Origin of the sequence: Aestuariibius sp. HNIBRBA575 (assembly GCF_040932005.1) — a bacterium.
Classification (GTDB): domain Bacteria; phylum Pseudomonadota; class Alphaproteobacteria; order Rhodobacterales; family Rhodobacteraceae; genus CANLNM01.
On the sequence record NZ_CP162414.1, the window covers coordinates 1,310,558 to 1,329,259 of the forward strand.

14 protein-coding genes are annotated in these 18,702 nt (G+C 54.7%); 6 read left to right on the top strand and 8 right to left on the bottom strand.

Annotated elements, in window-relative coordinates; all coding sequences use genetic code 11:
- Window positions 1–110: 110 nt before the first annotated feature.
- The gene (locus AB1F12_RS06660) at window positions 111–989 is read left to right on the top strand and encodes an ATP-grasp fold amidoligase family protein (protein ID WP_368187520.1); all 879 of its coding nucleotides are present in this window, start codon (window positions 111–113) and stop codon (window positions 987–989) included.
- 2 nt (window positions 990–991) lie between these two features.
- Here AB1F12_RS06660 and AB1F12_RS06665 read toward each other — a convergent pair whose 3' ends face one another.
- The 3 genes from AB1F12_RS06665 to AB1F12_RS06675 are packed head-to-tail and all read right to left on the bottom strand — an operon-like array spanning window position 992 to window position 4,222.
- Entirely contained in the window at window positions 992–1,789 is a 798-nt protein-coding gene (locus AB1F12_RS06665; protein ID WP_368187521.1) for a sulfotransferase domain-containing protein, read from the bottom strand.
- A complete protein-coding gene (locus AB1F12_RS06670; protein WP_368187522.1) occupies window positions 1,786–2,781 on the bottom strand; it encodes a glycosyltransferase family 2 protein in 996 nt (331 codons plus the stop codon). The genes AB1F12_RS06665 and AB1F12_RS06670 overlap by 4 nt, the downstream gene beginning before the upstream one ends.
- Before the next feature lies 1 nt (window position 2,782).
- Window positions 2,783–4,222: a glycosyltransferase family 2 protein gene (locus AB1F12_RS06675; RefSeq protein ID WP_368187524.1), complete on the bottom strand. Its 1,440-nt coding sequence runs from the start codon at window positions 4,220–4,222 to the stop codon at window positions 2,783–2,785.
- A 267-nt stretch (window positions 4,223–4,489) separates the two neighbouring features.
- On the opposite strand from AB1F12_RS06675, the gene AB1F12_RS06680 reads away from it, so the two are divergent.
- Complete coding sequence (locus AB1F12_RS06680) at window positions 4,490–5,089, top strand: superoxide dismutase (RefSeq protein WP_368187525.1); 600 nt, start codon at window positions 4,490–4,492, stop codon at window positions 5,087–5,089.
- 56 nt (window positions 5,090–5,145) lie between these two features.
- On the opposite strand, the gene AB1F12_RS06685 is transcribed toward AB1F12_RS06680, so the two are convergent.
- A complete protein-coding gene (locus tag AB1F12_RS06685) occupies window positions 5,146–5,901 on the bottom strand; it encodes a hypothetical protein (protein ID WP_368187528.1) in 756 nt (251 codons plus the stop codon).
- 199 nt (window positions 5,902–6,100) lie between these two features.
- Between AB1F12_RS06685 and rarD the strand changes: the two genes are divergently transcribed.
- On the top strand, window positions 6,101–6,970 hold the full coding sequence (gene rarD, locus AB1F12_RS06690; RefSeq protein WP_368187529.1) for an EamA family transporter RarD: 870 nt from the start codon (window positions 6,101–6,103) through the stop codon (window positions 6,968–6,970).
- Here the strand turns inward: rarD and AB1F12_RS06695 are convergent.
- The gene (locus AB1F12_RS06695; protein ID WP_368187531.1) at window positions 6,967–7,527 is read right to left on the bottom strand and encodes a TIGR00730 family Rossman fold protein; all 561 of its coding nucleotides are present in this window, start codon (window positions 7,525–7,527) and stop codon (window positions 6,967–6,969) included. The two genes, rarD and AB1F12_RS06695, sit on opposite strands and share 4 nt — an antisense overlap.
- Window positions 7,528–7,671: 144 nt before the next feature.
- Here AB1F12_RS06695 and AB1F12_RS06700 point away from each other — a divergent pair, with 144 nt between their 5' ends.
- The 3 genes from AB1F12_RS06700 (at window position 7,672) to AB1F12_RS06710 (ending at window position 12,352) form a co-directional block, all read left to right on the top strand.
- On the top strand, window positions 7,672–9,180 hold the full coding sequence (locus tag AB1F12_RS06700; RefSeq protein WP_368187532.1) for a LysM peptidoglycan-binding domain-containing protein: 1,509 nt from the start codon (window positions 7,672–7,674) through the stop codon (window positions 9,178–9,180).
- 65 nt (window positions 9,181–9,245) lie between these two features.
- Window positions 9,246–10,445, top strand: a complete 1,200-nt coding sequence (locus tag AB1F12_RS06705; RefSeq protein WP_368187534.1) for a leucine-rich repeat domain-containing protein — start codon at window positions 9,246–9,248, stop codon at window positions 10,443–10,445.
- A gap of 89 nt (window positions 10,446–10,534) precedes the next feature.
- On the top strand, window positions 10,535–12,352 hold the full coding sequence (locus tag AB1F12_RS06710) for an ABC transporter ATP-binding protein/permease (RefSeq protein WP_368187535.1): 1,818 nt from the start codon (window positions 10,535–10,537) through the stop codon (window positions 12,350–12,352).
- 12 nt (window positions 12,353–12,364) lie between these two features.
- On the opposite strand, the gene AB1F12_RS06715 is transcribed toward AB1F12_RS06710, so the two are convergent.
- Genes AB1F12_RS06715 through AB1F12_RS06725 form a run of 3 tightly spaced genes read right to left on the bottom strand, consistent with a single transcriptional unit; the run spans window position 12,365 to window position 18,425 of the window.
- A complete protein-coding gene (locus AB1F12_RS06715) occupies window positions 12,365–13,294 on the bottom strand; it encodes a hypothetical protein (RefSeq protein WP_368187537.1) in 930 nt (309 codons plus the stop codon).
- Window positions 13,291–17,091 carry an efflux RND transporter permease subunit gene (locus AB1F12_RS06720; RefSeq protein WP_368187538.1) on the bottom strand — a complete coding sequence of 1,267 codons (3,801 nt, stop codon included), beginning with the start codon at window positions 17,089–17,091 and terminating at the stop codon, window positions 13,291–13,293. Before AB1F12_RS06720 ends, AB1F12_RS06715 begins: the two co-directional genes overlap by 4 nt.
- Window positions 17,088–18,425: an efflux RND transporter periplasmic adaptor subunit gene (locus tag AB1F12_RS06725; RefSeq protein ID WP_368187540.1), complete on the bottom strand. Its 1,338-nt coding sequence runs from the start codon at window positions 18,423–18,425 to the stop codon at window positions 17,088–17,090. The genes AB1F12_RS06720 and AB1F12_RS06725 overlap by 4 nt, the downstream gene beginning before the upstream one ends.
- Window positions 18,426–18,702: the final 277 nt, after the last annotated feature.

Here is an 18,702-nt window from a genome sequence, read left to right on the forward strand (position 1 = left end):
CCAGAAACGAGAATCATGATCGATACATTCATGATTTTGCTGAGGATTTTCATCGTTGGCATGTCGCCCAAGTTGCGGCGTCCGAAGATGAGGTTTCCTCGGAAACGCATATGACTTTGCTGTCTGAGTTCAGCGAAAAAATGGCAAAGTGGACCGCCTGTAGGGGCGCGGCCAGTTATTACCGCAAAAATGACGTTTGGCCGAATTTTATCGAACCGACATCATTTGGAGCGATGAACATTCTACATTCCGTGACAATGGCCATGCCGCGCGTTAACCCGGCTGACAAGCTGTTGGTCGGTGAATGTATCCCCAGCGACCTAGAGGACACCGTTTCCACGGCGACCGTCGCCGGTGCGTGGTCCAACGCGGATGACATGGATTTTAGAGACATCAAGCCGGGGACATATTATCTGAAGGCCAATCACGGCAGCGCGATGAATGTCAAAGTTGAACTGCCATGTTCGGACATCCAAATGAAAGAGCTGCGCAAGATCGCAGATGAATGGCTGCACACCGCCTATGGGAAGTCGAGCAGCCAATGGTGGTATTTCAAAATCGACCGCAAGGTGTTCTTGGAACAGGACCTTTTGGACGGAAATGGGGACGGATCTCTGACCGATTTCCGGTTTCATGTGATCAATGGGGCCCCGGTTCTGTTGCAAATGGATGTGGGGCTTCATTCCGAGGATCGGCATAATCCAGTTTACGACGAAAACTTGAACTATTTGCCGCATGATTTTTTACGTGTGAACAAACACGAAGAGCCGCTTCCGGAAAATGCGGATAAGGCGCAACAAGTTGCTGTGCGACTGGCCAAAGGGTTCCAGTATTGTCGTGTTGATCTGTATTTGCGCGGCAAAGATTTGTTTTTGGGGGAAATGACATTTCTGCCAAATGCCGGCCGTCGTCACGTGCGTTCCGCAGAATTGGACGAGATGCTGTGCGCGGCATGGGATCCGATGCCGCGCTTTCACCGCGTTACATAAATTCAGGACTGCATTTCGCGAAACGGGGTGCAGTCATCAACCCATGAATCATCTTGGGCATAGCCAAGCGTTTCCAGCGCAGGCTGGAAACGTTCCGCATAGATTACGGCAATTTCACGGGGCAATTTGGAAACCCATTGTGCCTTGGCGCCGGAACTGACATGCAAGTTCTGGCGGTCAGATCGATCCGTTTCTTTGGCCAATCCGCCAAAAAGTGAATGATCCCAATAGGTTTGCACCGCGCGATCAATATCCAAACCTTCGATGTTAAACCGCACCAGCATGTTGCGAATGATAGAACAGTCATGATCTTCGATCAGATCTTCGTATTTCACATCCACGGCATGGGGATGGCCATAGGGCCATTTTAGCATCTCATCCACGGTTTCGCGGTGTTTGTTTTCCATTTCAAACGCCAACCGCGACAGATCGCCGGGCAGGGCGTTCAGATGATCCTGATAGTTGTTCCCGCCCCAATCTGACCGGGTTTCGCGCAGGAATTTTTCATTCCCCAGCGGCGCAATACGGTGATAACGCATGCCTGACAGCAGCACGTCGCGCGGGTCGCGAATGATGTGCAGGAAACGCGCGTGATCCAGAGCCATCAGCTCTTTGGGAAATGTGCTGGACCAGTTGACGATGATCTGCGGGCCGCTGGTGGCGGCTTCGGCGATCTTTTTGGTGCGGTAGCATTGCATAAACGGAATGCCCTGATCCTCTTGGATGGCGCGCCATACTTTGCGCATCCAGATCGTGCCCGTTTTGTGGTGGGTGCCGATGCAGATAAAACGTGCGTTCATTCAGCGGCCTCTCTGGAACCGGGGAATACGCCTGTATCAACAAAGTGTTTATATTCAGGCACTTCGACCTGATAGGCCAAGGCGCGGCGCGAACATTCAGCGCAGGCACGCACCAAGGCGGCCAGATCACCGTCTTGCATCCATTCATCGACCATCGGCTGAATAGCTGCGGTTTGGATTGATGAATCTTCGTTTGCGTTCAGGTCATATTTGCCGAAATAATCCTGATCAATCCGGTCTTTGTTTTTGGAATTCGCCGTGCCGCGCAGACGTTTCAGCAGGAAATCTTCGCGCGATTTGATCGCATAATGGTTCACCTGCGCCATCGAATAACCGAGGATGTCTTTGTTGGACCGCCAGCCTTTGATCATCAATTTTTCGGTGACGTCTTTGCCATCGCCATTGACCCATTTGGCCATGTCGGGCGTGACATCTTTGTCTTTGAACATTTTGGGACGGTGCACACCGTAGAAATCGAATTTTCCGGGCCGGAACAAGGTTTTGAACCCCCAAACCAGACCGTTTTCAGGCTCTTCAAAGGTGGACCCGCGGGTAAACCGTTCGGTGACCAATTCATCGGACATATGCGCGTGACCACATGACCCCATAAGCCGCCAATTCACCGCAATGGCGTCGGCATCCGGGTTGGCATCGATCAGCGCATCAATCGAATGATCGCCAATTTTCACGTTCAGAAATTCATCCGCATCGACAATCAGAACCCAATCGGCGGATTTGACCCAGTCCATTTTACCGGCACGGCTATAGGCGGCCCGCTGGGGATCCATACGCGGGCCCAGTGGATTGTCATAATGTTTGATCAATCCCATCTGATCCAAACGGTTCAGGATCAGGTTGGTGCCATCGGTGCAATCATTTGAAAAGATGCAGAATTCTTCGATACCGATGCTTTTGTGATAGGCCAGCCATTCCAACAGGTAGGGGCCTTCGTTCTTCATAGTTGAGACGAGCACTTTGCGGCGGGGGGCCATATCAGGCATCCTTTGTTGGGGCAGGGGCTTTGGGCAGGAATCTGCCCGTGGCGGGATCTCGGGTTGGGTCGGAATTTGCGGGCTGGGATGCGGAAGGCACATCCCCCACTTGGGCTGCCAGTGCGATTTTTTGCGCCCGTTCCTGTTTCAGTGGCACGCCAAGCGCGGCTGCCTCTGGCGTGTTCATAAATGGATTGTCGTCCAAGCTGGCTTTGTTTTTGTCCTTTTTGGACATTTGATTGGCGTCCAGCTTTTCTTCTGGTTTTTCACCCGCAGCGGCCAGCAGGGCCTGCCGGGTTTCGCCCTTTTTGGCGGTTTGGGTCTGTGAAATCATCTTGGCGATGGTTTTGTCGGGCACGCCCTGGGCCTGCATTTCTTTGACCTTTTCCTGCCATTGCTTGGGCAGATGCTGAATGAACAGAACCTCATCCAGCTTATCCAGCGGGATTTTTGACGCGTCTTTTAGCTCATTCAGCCAATGTTCATATTCACCGGTCGCATGCAGTTTCTCCATGCGCGCCTCATGAAACGCCAAAGCTTGATCTTGTAGGCGGCGCATTTCTGGATCGGCCAGAATTTGTTCCATCTTTTTGCGGGTGCCACGGGCGTGGCGCAAAACATTGGTTTCTTCTTTTTCGTTGCGATCAAACAGCGCGAAATAGGCTTCGTTATATTTGTCGGGTTTGTTGTTCACATTACCCCGCACCCGGCGCAGCAAATAGGCCTCATAGGATTTGACCGCGTAATGGTTCAGCTCAACCAGATCATAGCCCAAGGTTGGTTTGGTCGAGCGCCATCCAGACAGGGAAAATTCATCGGGCATCGGATCGCCGGACCCGTTCAGCCACAATTGGTCAAACATCCGTTTTGCGTTTTCCGGCAATTGCTTAGCTTTTTTGATATGCGGGCGGTGAATGCCCAATTTCATATCCTCATAGGGGCGGAACATGGTTTTCACACCCCATCCCTTTTTGAACATATCCGGCGCGCCGTGGGTGTAGTTTTCGATCACCAACCCCGGGTTCCAGGATGTCACATCATTGGCCCCAAAAAACCGCCACGTGATGGCAATGGCATCTGCCTTGTCATCCATGCGTTCCACCAGATCCTGAATGCGGCCACGCCCCACTTTGACCGACAAAAATTCGTCGGCATCCATGGTTAGTATCCATTCGCTGTCGGTGACCTCTGGGTTTTGGGTCGCCAGTGCCAGCGCATTTGGTTGGGGTTTTTTGTCTTCGGGCACGTCATTGCGAAAATGTTTGACCCAACCCAGCTCCTCTAGGCGGATCAGCATGTCATCGGTGCCGTCACCACAATCATTGGTGTAGACGCAGATATTGTCGAACCCGACATGTTTGTGAAACGCAACCCATTCCACCAGAGAATGACCTTCGTCTTTCATCATCGAAAGGATCGTGAACTTATGTTTGGGGCTCATGCCACACCTGTTTTTGCCTGTCGCGACTGGACCACAAAACCGATTAAGACCCGGTTAGTTTCCAATATTTTACAGTTCATTGTCGCTGTTTTAGCAACAATAGAAACATACGCGACAAAGGTCCAGTTTCACGGGGAAATCAACGCAGGTTTGTGCAGGAAAGCCCGGACCGTGGGATAGAAACATCATTTCAGACGTAAAACGGGCTTGACCCCGCGCGGTCTTGGGCTTTGTTAAGCGCAGAACAAATCAATCAGGAGAGTAACCATGGCTTTTGAGCTTCCCGATCTTCCTTATGCCCATGATGCGCTGGCTGCCAAAGGCATGTCCGCTGAAACCATGGAATTCCACCACGATCTGCATCACAATGCCTATGTCACCAACGGCAATGCCGCCATCGCCGGCACCGAATGGGATGGCAAATCCCTAGAAGAGATCATCGTCGGCACATATGACGCCAATTCCGTGGCGCAAAACGGCATCTTTAACAACATTTCGCAGCTGTGGAACCACAACCAGTTTTGGGAAATGATGGGGCCGGGCGACAATGCGATGCCAACAGAGCTTGAAAAAGCTTTGGTCGAAAACTTTGGGTCCGTCGCGGATTTCAAAACTGCGTTTTCTGCGGCTGGTGCGGGTCAGTTCGGGTCTGGTTGGGCTTGGCTGGTGAAAAACGCCGACGGTTCGTTGGCTGTGACCAAAACCGAAAACGGCGTGAACCCGTTGTGCTTTGGTCAAACTGCGCTGTTGGGCTGTGATGTTTGGGAACATTCCTACTACATCGATTTCCGTAACAAACGTCCTGTTTACCTGACCAACTTCTTGGACAATCTGGTTAACTGGGAAAATGTTGCATCCCGGATGTAATCGACCCTGAAGGATCGATTGAAACGGCGTCCTTTGGGGCGCCGTTTTTGTTTGGACTAGCCGGGAAATATTTCGCTCATCTGCGCGTCAAAACTGGCCCAGCTGATCGATGCGGCATTGCCTGCATAGCCGTGATAGTGGGATCGCCCGGTCGAATTGGGCAGCCCCGCCCAGATTTTCGCCAGATTGTTCATAAATTCATGTCGGCCCAAATCGCCGCGATTGGCGGCGTGAAATCCCGCCTCTGCCAATAGGATATCGGCCAGTTGATCCTGCACATGCGGACTAAAACGGGTGCTGGGCGGAAGGCCCAATTCATTCACCAACCGTCGCAACGTTGCCGGGATAAATTGATACCGACCAATGGCATGAGGTTGCCCCGGTGTGTCGTCAATCCATTGATAAATTTCACCAATTGTCATGTTGGTTGGCCGATCAGCGGGGCGGCGTGTTGCCCCGTGTTGGACCGCATCATACCCGTTTCGCCGGGATTCAGCCTGACCGATGATATGACGCAACCGCTGCACTGCGGATGAATTAAGGCCGATCGGCATCGCCGCACTGGCCAATTCAATCCGATCTGGGCTGGGCGCAAATAAACTGTTGCCACTGCGCCCGGCAAACAGGCTGGGCGCGCGTTGTAGACCCGTGTCAGAGGGGGCGGCGTTTGCTCCGATCTGCACCAAAGCAGAGCGATGCGACGCAAAGGTATTGTCTTGCAGCAGGCTCACAGCCTCAGCCGAGCAGGCATAGGGCGCCATCACACTAAAACAGAATACGGCCACATCCTGCAGCCATCGGGAAAAGGGCATTCTGACCTCATTTACATTCACGATCTGAGGCAGAGATTGTGGTAAATTTCTTGATATTTCGTTGCGCCGCATTGTGAATTTCTGCCGGCAGTCCAAAGTCGGCGATTTGGGGTGCGCACCGGATGGACAAGTGTGCACACATATGAAACGGTCGTTCAATTGACAGCGTTTGAGCTATCGATCCAATCTGGAAAAAACAATGAACGAACCGATCAAAGGCATCGCAGCCATGGGGCTGGCCTGTGTCATCTGGGGCCTGTCGCCCTTGTTTTATGCGTTGCTGAAACATATGCCGCCCATGGATATTTTGGCCCATCGGACGGTGTGGTCTTTGGTCTTTTTTCTGATTGTTTTGCTGCTGCAGCGCCGGGTGCGTGCGTTGTTTTCTGCGTTAAAACCGGGGCGATCCCTGTGGATGATCGCAGCGGCCTCTATCCTGATTTCTGTGAATTGGTTTGGGTTTATCTATTCGATTCAGGTCGGTCGCGCACTCGAAGCATCATTAGGGTATTACATATTCCCACTGGCCGCGGTGGCGCTGGGACGGCTTGTGCTGGGTGAATTATTATCGTTTTTCCAATGGGTTGCTGTTGGCATCGCGGTCCTTGCCGTGATCGTTTTGACCGTCGGATTGGGGGTCGCGCCATGGATTGCACTTCATTTGGCAATCACTTTTGGGCTTTATGGATTGTTGAAAAAGCAGCTGGAAATAGGGCCAATGGTGTCCGTCGCCGCCGAAGTGGCACTGCTCTTGCCTCTGGCGGTTTTTTGGTTGTTGGGCTGGGGGCAATCGGGGGGTGTGGACCCCACGACATTTGGGCTTTTGGTTTTGTCTGGTCCGTTGACAGGGGGGCCATTGATGTTGATGTCCTTTGCCGCCAAACGGGTGCGCCTGTCGACCATTGGCGTTGTGCAATACCTTAATCCAACGCTACAATTTGCCTGTGCGGCGATTGTGTTTGCCGAAACGATCACGCGCTGGCACATGATCGCATTCCCGATGATCTGGCTGGCCCTGGCGATCTATTCCGGCGCGACCGTGATCCAGGATCGACGCAACCGCGCCTAGGCGTCTAACTGGGTTTTCAATTCTGTCGTCAGGGTCGCAACATCTGGCACAGATGTGACAAAATCCAAAATAGAAGCCTCAGCGAAGCCCTGATCAATGACGTGATCCATCAAGGCAAACAGCGGATCCCAATACCCATTGGTGTTCAGCACCATAATCGGTTTGTCGTGCAATCCCAGTTGCCGCCACGTGAGGATCTCAAAAAACTCATCCAATGATCCGGCCCCGCCGGGCAGAACCACAATCGCATCCGCGTTCATATACATGACCTTTTTGCGCTCATGCATGTTTTCGGTGACGATAAATGTGTCCAGATCGGTTTTCCCGACTTCCCATTTTTTCAAATGTTCCGGGATCACCCCAAAGGTTGCCGCCCCAGCCGATTGCGCCGCATTGGCCACAGCCCCCATCAGCCCAACGTCTCCGGCGCCATAGACCAATCGCCAGCTCTGGGCGGCCAGCATTGCACCGACGGCTTTGGCATCCGCCTCATAAGTGGGATCAACCCCACTACGTGAGCCACAATAGACACAAATCGAAAGGAATTTAGGGGACATGGTCACTCTCTGTGCTAGGAACGCATTGGTGTTTTGACCGCTCATACCCTGATTGTTAGGATCGCTCAACTTGGATGAGGTGTCATTTTCCATCAAAGGCTGGGGAGCCGGGAAATCACACATGGGGAAAAAGACAGGGATGGCATGGCGCATAATGTAATCTGGCAATATCTGGCGGGGGGCGTATTGGCAGGGGGGGCTGTGGTCGCAACCGTGGCATTTATCGGCGCACCTGACCCAAGCGGTCCGGCACCCGAAGATCAGGCCGCGGGTGAGCCGGCGCAGATGCCGGTAGAAACGGATAGCGGGTCCAACACTGAAACCGCTGTCATCGCAGCGACCGTGCAAGAGAACGCAGCGCCGCCCGTCGCACAAGAAGAGCCAGAAACCAGCCCGCCGGAGCCGACACCTGTCGCGCCTGAAATTGTGGCCCCGCAATTTACGACAATCCGGATAGAACCAGACGGCAATTCCATCATTGCCGGGTCCGCGACGCCGGATCAGGACGTGGCCATTTTGGTCGCACGCCAGGAAATTGCCCGGATTTCTGCGGATGCAAATGGTCAGTTTGTGGCCTTGTTTGACATTTCCCCATCCGACCAACCCCGAGGCATGCAATTGCTGACCGATCCGGACGGGGCTGCGGTGTTGTCCGCAGAAATTTATCTGATCGAACCGTTTGGTGTCACACCGCCGCCAATTGAGCCACAGACAGAGGCAACCGATCAGAATTCCGAACAGGTCGCAGCTGCGACCATCACGGATGATGCTGATGAACCCGAGGTGAGCAATGCCACAGAAGAGCCTGAAATAATTACGGAAATGGCGGATGATGTTGCCGCAGACGTCACTGAACCTGATGGGGACATCGCCACGATCACGGAACCTGAAACACCTGTCATAGCCGACCAACAACTGGCCGCTATTGTTCCAAATGCCGATCCCCCTGAGCCTGCTCAACCTGCGGTGTCACCGGATCTGGATCAATCTGAGGACCAGCAGGTTGCAGAACCTACGACAGAGACCGAGATCGTCCAAAACGTGCCCCCCGAAACAGAGGTGGATACCGCCCCTGACCCCGTGACTGAACCAGATGCGCCTGCGATATTGGCCGCGGATGCGGACGGGGTGCGTGTTGTGCAACCCAGCGGTGCCAGCCCTGATGTCATGTCAAATGTTGCTTTAGATACAATCACTTATGACCCATCAGGCGACGTGTCACTAGCGGGGCGTGCCCAGAGCGAAGGCTTTGTTCAGGTCTATTTGGACAATACCCCCATCACCACATCCCGCATCAATCAGGACGGTCGCTGGCGCACGGACTTGCCCCAAGTGGATACCGGCGTTTACACGTTGCGCGTCGATGAAATCGCCATAGACGGGACCGTGGTCAGCCGGATTGAAACACCGTTTAAACGCGAAGAGGCCGAAACCGTCGCCGAAGTGATGGCCCAAGACGTGCAAAACGAGGATTTTCAGGTGGCGGTGCGCACCGTTCAACCCGGCAATACGCTCTGGGCGATTGCACGGGATCAATATGGGGACGGCGTCATGTATGTGCATGTCTTTGAGGCAAATCGCGATCTTATAAGGGACGCCGATTTAATCTATCCAGGGCAGATTTTCCGCTTGCCTGAAATGGATGATAAGTGATTTGACGGGGTTCAAAGTCCACCCATTCACGGGATGGATCAACCCCAACGTAAAAGGTGCCGATTGTGAAAAAACTCTTAGCTATTGCCCTGTCATTTGGCGTGTCCTGTACAGAAGTTCCCCCCACATTCGCACAAGAAGATTGCATTCAGATCGGCACGGAATGCTTTGATTCTGATGCAAAATTTGCGCGCATCAAACTAACCGATCAATCGATGTCCCTAGACAATCTGGCGCAATTGGAACAGGTCGAACATCTGACATTGCAATGGCAGGGAACGCTTGGGAATGGTGTCGATCTGTCACCGCTTGGTGATCTGAAACGTTTGATCAGTGTGACCTTTGATGGCGCTGATCAACTCGATTTTTCCAGTTTGGATGGCATGGCTGCGCAAAACATTATTTTGTCAGGCGTCGCAACGTTGAATGCGTCACAATTGGGCGACATCGATGGGCTGCGAAATCTAAGCCTGATGAACATTGACACCATTGACGGCCTGCAACTTGCGACATTGCCAAACCTAGAGGCGCTGACGCTGATCAATATGCCGCTGGACAATTTGCAAGGCGTTGAACAGATGCGCAACCTAACGGGGTTTGCGCTTGGCGGGACACAGGTGACGGACCTGTCACCTTTGGCGGGTTTGGACATTCGTCAATTGACCCTGCGCGGTGAGGGGCTCTTGGATTTGTCGCCCTTGTCCCAAGCGACAAATTTGACCCATCTGACATTGAATTCCAGCCAATTTCAAAGCCTTAACGGGCTAAACCCCGGCGCGTCACTGGTGATGTTTTCAGCCCAAAACGCACAATTGACTGACATTCAGGCATTGTCAGGCGCGACCAATCTGGAACGGTTCAATGTAAAAGGCGCGATGATCCGGGACATCAACCCATTGTCCGGATTACGCCACATGCAGGAAATGGACCTGCGGGAAACGGCGATCTCCGATATATCGGCATTGCGTCACATGACCCGGCTCGAAAAATTGTGGATCACAGACAGCCAAGTCGCTGATCTGGAACCGCTTTCTGGTTTGGATAAGGTCGAAATGCTGAGCATGTCTCGTATCCCAGCAACCGATATATCCCCACTGGCACAGATGAAGTCGGTCGAAGTTTTGTGGGTAAATGACCATAATATCAATGACCTATCGCCGTTACTGGACATGCCTGCCTTAACGGCGGTGCGGATTGACGACGAACAATTGGTGATGCGGGCAGGATTACCGGCCTATCTAGACGCGCGTTCTGTGCAAGAATGAAGGTTCAGACCTGCATTTCCAGCGGCTATGTTCGCTGGTGCTTTGATTGGGGCTGGTTTATGTAATTGGTTCCCCTTTCAGGAGCTTTCATGCGACGCCTCTCTCACACCGATGCCAATTTGGACAACACTCAGATTTCGGGTTGGGTCACGATCCGCAAAGTGGCGCCATATCTTTGGCCCGCGGATCAGGACTGGGTCAAGAAACGGGTCATCCTGTCGATGGTCGTACTGGTTGTCGCACGTCTGGTCGCGGTGGGGACGCCGTTTTTCTACGCTTGGGCCGTCGATGTTTTAGCGGGCGAAGGCACGGGCTGGGCGATTGGCGTAGGGGCGGTTGGTCTCACCTTGGCCTACGGTTTGGCGCGGGCCATGGATGTGGGTCTGCAACAATTGCGCGATGTCATTTTTGCCAAAGTGGCCCAACGTGCATTGCGCCAATTGGCGACGGAAACCTTTCGCCATATTCACAAATTGTCGATGCGCTATCACATCACCCGCAAAACCGGCGGGCTAAGCCGGATTATCGAACGCGGTGTTAAAGGCGTCGAATTCCTGTTGCGGTTCCTGCTGTTTTCCATCGGCCCGTTGACATTGCAGCTGTTTATGACAGCCATCGTTTTGTTTTTTCTGTTTGATGTCTGGTACTTGGTGGTCGTTGTTGGCACGATCGGGCTATATGTCTGGTTCACATTTGCGGTGACCGAATGGCGGGTGAAAATCCGCAAACAGATGAACGATCAGGACACGGACGCCAACCAAAAGGCGATTGATAGCCTGCTCAACTTTGAAACGGTCAAATATTTCGGCGCCGAAGAACGCGAAGCACAGCGGTACGATGGCGCGATGCGGCTCTATTCCGAAGCCGCGTTAAAGACGTCGTATTCCTTGGCATTTCTGAACTTTGGTCAGGCCTTGTTGATCACATCGGGGCTGGTTCTGGTGATGATTATGGCCGCAATCGGCGTGCAAAACGGCCAGTTGAGCGTGGGCGATTTTGTCATGGTTAACGCCTATATGATCCAGATCACCATGCCGCTGAATTTTCTGGGCACGGTCTATCGCGAAATTCGCCAGTCGTTGATCGATATGGGCGATATGTTCACGCTGCTGGAACAGCCGTCCGAAGTGGTTGATAAACCCAACGCACCGGCGTTGAACGTGCAGGGCGGGGCGGTTCACCTAAAGGATGTGGTGTTTGGCTATGATCCGGAACGGTCCATTTTGAACGGCATCGACCTACAAGTGGCGGCCGGTGAAACCGTTGCCATTGTCGGGTCGTCTGGGTCGGGGAAATCCACCATCGGTCGGCTGTTATTCCGGTTTTATGACGTGTCTGATGGGGCGCTGGAAATCGACGGTCAGGATGTGCGGGACGTGACACAGACGTCGCTACATGCCCAGATCGGCGTGGTGCCGCAGGACACAGTGCTGTTCAACGACAGCGTCTACTACAACATCGCGTATGGACGTGGGGACGCCTCCTGCGCAGATGTGGAATCCGCCGCCAAAGCCGCAAAAATCCACGACTTTATTATGTCTCTGCCGGATGGGTATGACACCCAAGTGGGCGAACGCGGGCTGAAATTATCGGGCGGTGAAAAGCAGCGGGTCGGCATTGCGCGCACGCTGTTGAAAAACCCACCCATCCTGCTGCTGGACGAAGCGACATCCGCGCTGGACACGGACACAGAACGCGACATTCAGGCCGAGCTGAAGGCGATGAGCCATGGACGTACCGTGATCACCATTGCCCACCGTCTGTCGACCATCGCGGATGCAGATCGGATTGTGGTGCTGGAAAAAGGTGTGATCATCGAAGAAGGCCGCCACGACGCATTGCTGGAAAAAGAGGGGCGATATGCGCAGCTTTGGCACCGTCAGGCGTCTGAGGAAGAGCTGGCCTAGCAAGGCGCGTTCTTAGCGTCCCGTCAGGGCCAGACCAATAGCGCGATGGGTGTCTTGCACATGTTGCGGCATGTCCCGCACGCCTTTTTCCCAGCGCCCATCGATGCCACCCACCCAAGAATAAGCGAGCACAAGATCAACCCGCGTCAGCGTCTGCGCCAGACGGGCATAATTCAATGCGACATCCCCCATATCACCGGCCCGCAGCCCTGCCAGCCGGTGGATGGGTGTGTGGGTCGCATCCACGATCAAGGCCATGGATTGGTCCGGTTGCAATGCCGTTTCGATCGCGCTGAGTTCGCGCATATAGGCGGGATTCAAAGACGGATCTAACATCGTGTAGGCATTAAACCCCCAATACCGGATTTCGTCGGGAATTGGATTGGGATTTGCCGCGTAAAACTGTTCTGGGTTGGGGCGGGCGGCTTCGATGACCAATATATCTGCCCGGGCAAAGGTGGCGCGGATCATCTGTGCCGCCTTCACCAGATCGGCGCGGTTCACATTACGATGATAGGGTTCATCCGCCATGTAGAAAATCAGATCTTCGGGGGGCACGCCGCTGTTGTGAATGGCCTGCACCACCATTTGCCACAAAACATCCGCATGTGACGCCAACACAAGTTGATCCCCGGTCTGTTCAAAAAACACCGGCTCCAGATAAAAAACAGGACGCCCATATTGCGCAGCATTGTCCAAGCGCTGTGCCAATTGCTGCATGTCTGCGGTGACGCAAACCTGATTGGCATTGGTGAAATCCGCGACTTCGTCCCAGTAGCTGGATTTGGGCCCATCGGGTCCATTGCTGATCAGGTCGCAATCGATCCCGGCATAGCCAAACAGCATCGCCGAAGCAGGGAATGTTTCGGCTTGGATCTGCAAAACCACCGCCCAAAAAGAAAACGACGCGCCTGCCAACAGACGCGTCGTCGTTTTGATCATTCCGCCGCTCTGAGCGGGGGATTGCCGGGGCCGGGCAGGGGATCATCGTCGGCCTCGATGGCTTTCAATTCCTTTTCCATGGCTTGGATGCGGCTTTCGATTTTGTCCAATGCGTTTTCGTCGCTTTGGGGATCATCGGCTTCGGTCCAGACAAATTCAGGCGCGCGGATGCGTTTGGCATCCCGGTTCAGCGCCCAATCCTGCGCCGCGCGGCTGGACCGGCCCAGCGACAGTTTCGCCAGAAGGCGGGCCAACCACAGCGCATAGGTTGATACCCACACGCGCAGCGCCAACATGGATGGCGTAAAGACCAGGGTCAGCACCGTGGCGATCCCCAGGCCAAACACCACGGCCGTGGCCAGCTGTTTCCACCACAGCGCGGTGGGGCTGTCGATGGAATAGCCCCCATTGATGAAATCAAGGCTCAGCCCGAACATCATCGGCGCCAGACCGGCCATGGTGGTGATTGTGGTCAACAGAACCGGACGAATGCGATCCTCGGCGGTGCGAGTGATGGCTTCGATCCGGGGCATGTATTGGCTGTATTCCTGATAGGTATCGATCAGAACAATGTTGTTGTTCACCACAATCCCGGCCAGCGCCACAATCCCGGTGCCGGTCATGATGATCGAAAATGTCTGATCCATCACCAACATCCCGATCAGCACGCCGGTTGTGGACAACACCACCGCCAGCAGCACCAGAACCGAGTTATAAAAGCTGTTGAACTGCGCCAATAGGATGATGAACATCAACCCCAACGCCCCAAGAAAGGCCTGACCCAAGAACGCTTGGCTTTCGGCCTGTTCCTCTTGGTCGCCGGTCCATTCCCAGCTGATATTGTCGCCGAATGGGTTGGTTTCCAGCCAATCCGTCAAGAAGGCCACCCGTTCGTTGGGATTAACCGGGGTCAGAACCGCGTCGCCGCTGGCGATCAAGTCCGTCACATCCTGCGCATTGGCCCGATCAAACAGGACATAACCTGTCCCATCGGCACCAAACACATCCGCAGGTGGGTTGTTTTCCGCGTCGGGGTCCAATGTGGTCACATGCCCCAACAGATCGCCATCAGGGGTCGCAACCGATGACAAACCGTCCAGCACACCGGCCTTTACGTCGAAATACCGGGTCTGGTCGACACGGCTGATTTCGGCCAGCGATTGCACCGGGGATCGGGTGATAAAGTTGGCCAACGGCACCAAGCCCTCTGAGGTGCGTACGCGCAATGTGTCCAGCGTGGACAAAACGCGGTCTTCTTCTGGTAGGCGGACGCGGATTTCGATTTCTTCATCCGATGAATCCACCCGCATCGTATCCAGCAGGATCCCACGTGTGACCAATTGCACCATGCCGCCCACGGCGGCCACATTGGCGCCGTAACGGCCTGCTTTTTCCACATCGACCTGAATTTCCCAATCGATGCCGGGCAGGGGCAATGTATCGTCAATCAGGGTCAGACCTGCTGTGTTTTCAAACTGGGCCCGCGCCAATTGCGTCGCCGCAATCAGATCATCCCAATTGTCGCTTTTCAGACGCAGATGCACCGGTTTGCCAGAGGCTGGACCGCGGGCTTGGGACAGGATTTCGGTCTGGATGCCAGGGATCAGTTCCAGCTGTGCCTGAATTTCGTCAACCACGGTATCGCCATCCAATTCGGGACGATCGCGGCGTTCCTCCCATGGGATGGTTTCCAGCTGAATTTGTCCGATTGTGTCACGCGGGGATTCAGACCCGGACGCATCCGTGTTCAACCCGCCATCGCCAGAAAACGCAAAGGCGTTCATGATACCGGGATGGGCCAGAACCACCTGTTCGACCTGCGCCACCAGCGCGTCTTTTTCGGGCAGGGACAGATTGCCCCGTGCGCGGACATATACGATGGCTTGTTCTGTTTCGCTTTCGACGAAAAATTCCACACCGTTACTGTTGGCACCGAAATAGGTGAACACGGACATCACCACCCCAAAGACCACACCAATGCTGACCAGCGGCATAATCGGGTTGCCCGAAATGAAATGGATCACCCAGCCAAACGGACTGCGACGATAGCCGGCGCGCACCTTTTTGGCGCGGCGTTCCATTTTCACCGATCCGATTGTGACCGATGATAACATCGCCCCAACAAAGAACAGGATCATACCGGGCAGGGAATCGCCCAAACCTGAACTGCGCAGCGCTTCGCCGGACAAATAGCCGGGGTTCAGCGACATCATAATGCCGGTAAACACCATCATCACCGCAACCGGGATCAGCGCGGCGCGAATGGCCCAATGAACGCGGGACTTCAACCAGTCAGACATATGGCCCAAGGTGCGGCTCATCCGGCCAGTAACACCACCCATTACGGGCAGATAAATCAGCGCGACAACCAACGAGGCGGACAAAACAAAGATCAACGTGACCGGCAACATGCCCATGAATTGACCGGGAACGCCGGGCCAGAACAACATCGGCAAAAACGCACAAAGCGTGGTCGCGGTGGAACTGACGATGGGCCAGAACATCCGTTTGGCGGCTTCGACATAGGCATGCATCGGGCCAACGCCGTCTTTGATGCGTTTGTCGGCATATTCCACAACCACAATCGCGCCATCCACCAACATGCCCACGGCCAGGATCAGGCCAAACATCACGATGTTGGAAATGGTGATCCCCATGATCGCCAACAGCACGAAACACAACAGGAATGAGGTTGGGATCGCAAAGCCCACCAATAGGGCAGGGCGGGTGCCCAAGGCGGCCAGAACCACAATCATCACCAGCGCAATTGCGGTCAAAACCGACCCTTCCAGCTGACCCACCATTGACGCCACATTGCGCGACTGGTCATTGGATGTGCCAACCTGAATGGCGGCCTGCAATTCCGGCGACCAGGACGCACGTTCAGCGTCGATCACGGCGCGCACTTCGTTGGCGGTGTCGATCAGGTTGAACCCTTTGCGTTTGACGATTTGCAGCGCAACCGAATTGACGCCGTTAAACCGTGCCGTGCCAACACGATCCTCAAAGGTCAGACGGATTTCTGCCAGATCGCCCAGCGTGACCACCCGGTCGCCATTGGTTTTCACTGGCAGGTTATAGATGTCTTGGGGTTCATCAAAGGAGGACGGGATTTTCACCGCAAAGGACCCGGCATCGGTTTCGATTTCACCGGCGGCCACCAATTGGTTGTTGTTGACCACCACATTGATCAGTTCGGTCGCGGTCACGTCATACGCTTCTAGGCGCAGGGGATCGATGATCACCTCGACCATTTCGTCGCGCTGACCGGCCAACCCGGCCTCAAGCACGGCATCCAGCCCTTCGATGGCGTCCTGCATCTGTTTGGCAACCTGAACCAAGGTGCGTTCGGGTACATCCCCGGTCAGGTTCACAATCAGGATCGGAAATTCGGAAAAGTTAATTTCGTTGATTGAATATTGCTCGGCCCCTTGGGGAAATGACGCCTCGGCAGAATTCATCGCGTCGCGCACTTCGGCCAGCACTTTGGCTTTGTCCCAGCCAAACTCAAATTCCAGCGCCACCCCAGCATAGCCTTCGGCGGCGGTGCCGGACATGGTTTTCAGCCCGTCAATATCCGATAATTCGGTTTCCATCGGCCGCACCAGCAGTTTTTCCGCGTCAATCGCAGAAATGCCCGGAAACGGAACCGATACAAATAGGGCCGGGATTTCGATATCCGGCTCGCCTTCTTTGGGCAGGCTGACATAGGCCGTGCCGCCCACAACAAGGGACAGCACAATAAAGGCCAGGATCATTCGGGCCCGTTCAGCGGCCCAATCGACGATACCGGTCATCCGTCAACCTCCGAAAAATGCGGATCGACAGGCACACCATCGATAACAAATTCCTGCCCCACCACAATCACGTCAACCGCGTCAGGCAATCCGGTCAGCCAGATCCCTTCGACGGTGTCGCGCAGCACAGAAACCGGCATAAAGGCCGCCTTTTGGTCTGCATCGACAACACGCACCCCCAAATCGCCGCCATCATTCAATGTCAGCGCGGATTGCGGCAACAGATGCGCGGACCGCCCATCAGACGCCACGAGGATTTCGGCGGTTTGCCCGTCGCGGATCGCTAGATCGGCATTTGGCACTTCGACTTCGACGCGGAATGTGCGTGTGTCTGGATCTGCGGATCGCGACAGGAATGTCACCCGGCCACGCACTTCGTCACCAGAGGCGAGCCGCGCCCCGGCCAAAGCCCCGACATGGACCTTGGACACGTCGGTTTCAGGGACAAATCCCACCAATTTGATCGGATCCAGCTGGATGATCGTGGCACAGGCCGAGCCCGGTTGCAGCAGGCTTCCCAGCTCTGCCGCGTCGGTTTCTAGCAGACCCTCAAATGGGGCGGTGATCGAAAGACGTTCGATTTCACGTTCCGCAGCAGCAACACCGGCGGCGGCGGCTTGGATACCGGCGCGGGCTGACTGCACAGAGGCAGCCGCGCTTTCGATGCTGGCATCGGCGCCAACGATCCCGGCGCGCGCGCCCTCAACGGCGGCTTCTGCGGAAATGACACTGGCGCGCGCACTCTCTAAGGTGGCGTCAGCATTGGCCACACGTGTGTCAGAGGCAAAACCGCCCTCAGACAGTCGGGCAGCGGCGTTTTGATTGATTTGCGCTTCTTCTAAACGGGACCGGGCTTCGGCCAGTCGTCCTTGGGCTTCGGCTACACGCGCGGTGGCTTCGGCGCGACGGGCTTGGGCTTCTGGGATGCGGCTTTCTGCTTCGGGCAGGCGGGCGCGGGCTTCTTCGCGGCGACCGATCGCTTCGTCCAATGCGGATTGGCGTGTGCCGATATCCAGCTCACATAGCAAATCGCCCGCATTCACGAACGATCCTTTGCGCAGCGGATCAGAAATGACCTGACCGGATGTTTCGGCGCGCACTTCGACCTGACGGGCCGCTTCTGTGCGTCCGCGCAGGATCACAGCGCTGTCAATTGTTTGCGCCGTTGAATGAAACGCCACAACCCGGATCATGGGAATGGCTTTTTCTTCGGCCTCTTCTGTCGCAGCGGCAGGCCCGGATTGGGCGAATGCCAGTAATGTATTCCGTTCAAATACCAACAGATACAAAAAGCCAGACACCAAAATAGCGGTGATAATCGGCATAAGTCGCATCACATTCCCTCTCATCTCTCTCTTTGGTCAGGTAGGGTGGAATTTAATTTCAACAACCCTTGCGATCAAAACTTCGCGACTGAACCGTCTAGTTCAAGTTAATGCCAGTAACATTGACTTGCAACCTTTGTTTAGGAGAACTGGGCGATCGCGCAATCTATGTTAAGTTGTATGCCCAAGTGCCGCCAGCCAGTGGCTTTCTGCTCATTGTGGGCTGGGGTCTTGGCAATGCTATGGGCTTCACGATATGACAGGGCAGTCTGGCGGGCCAAATGGG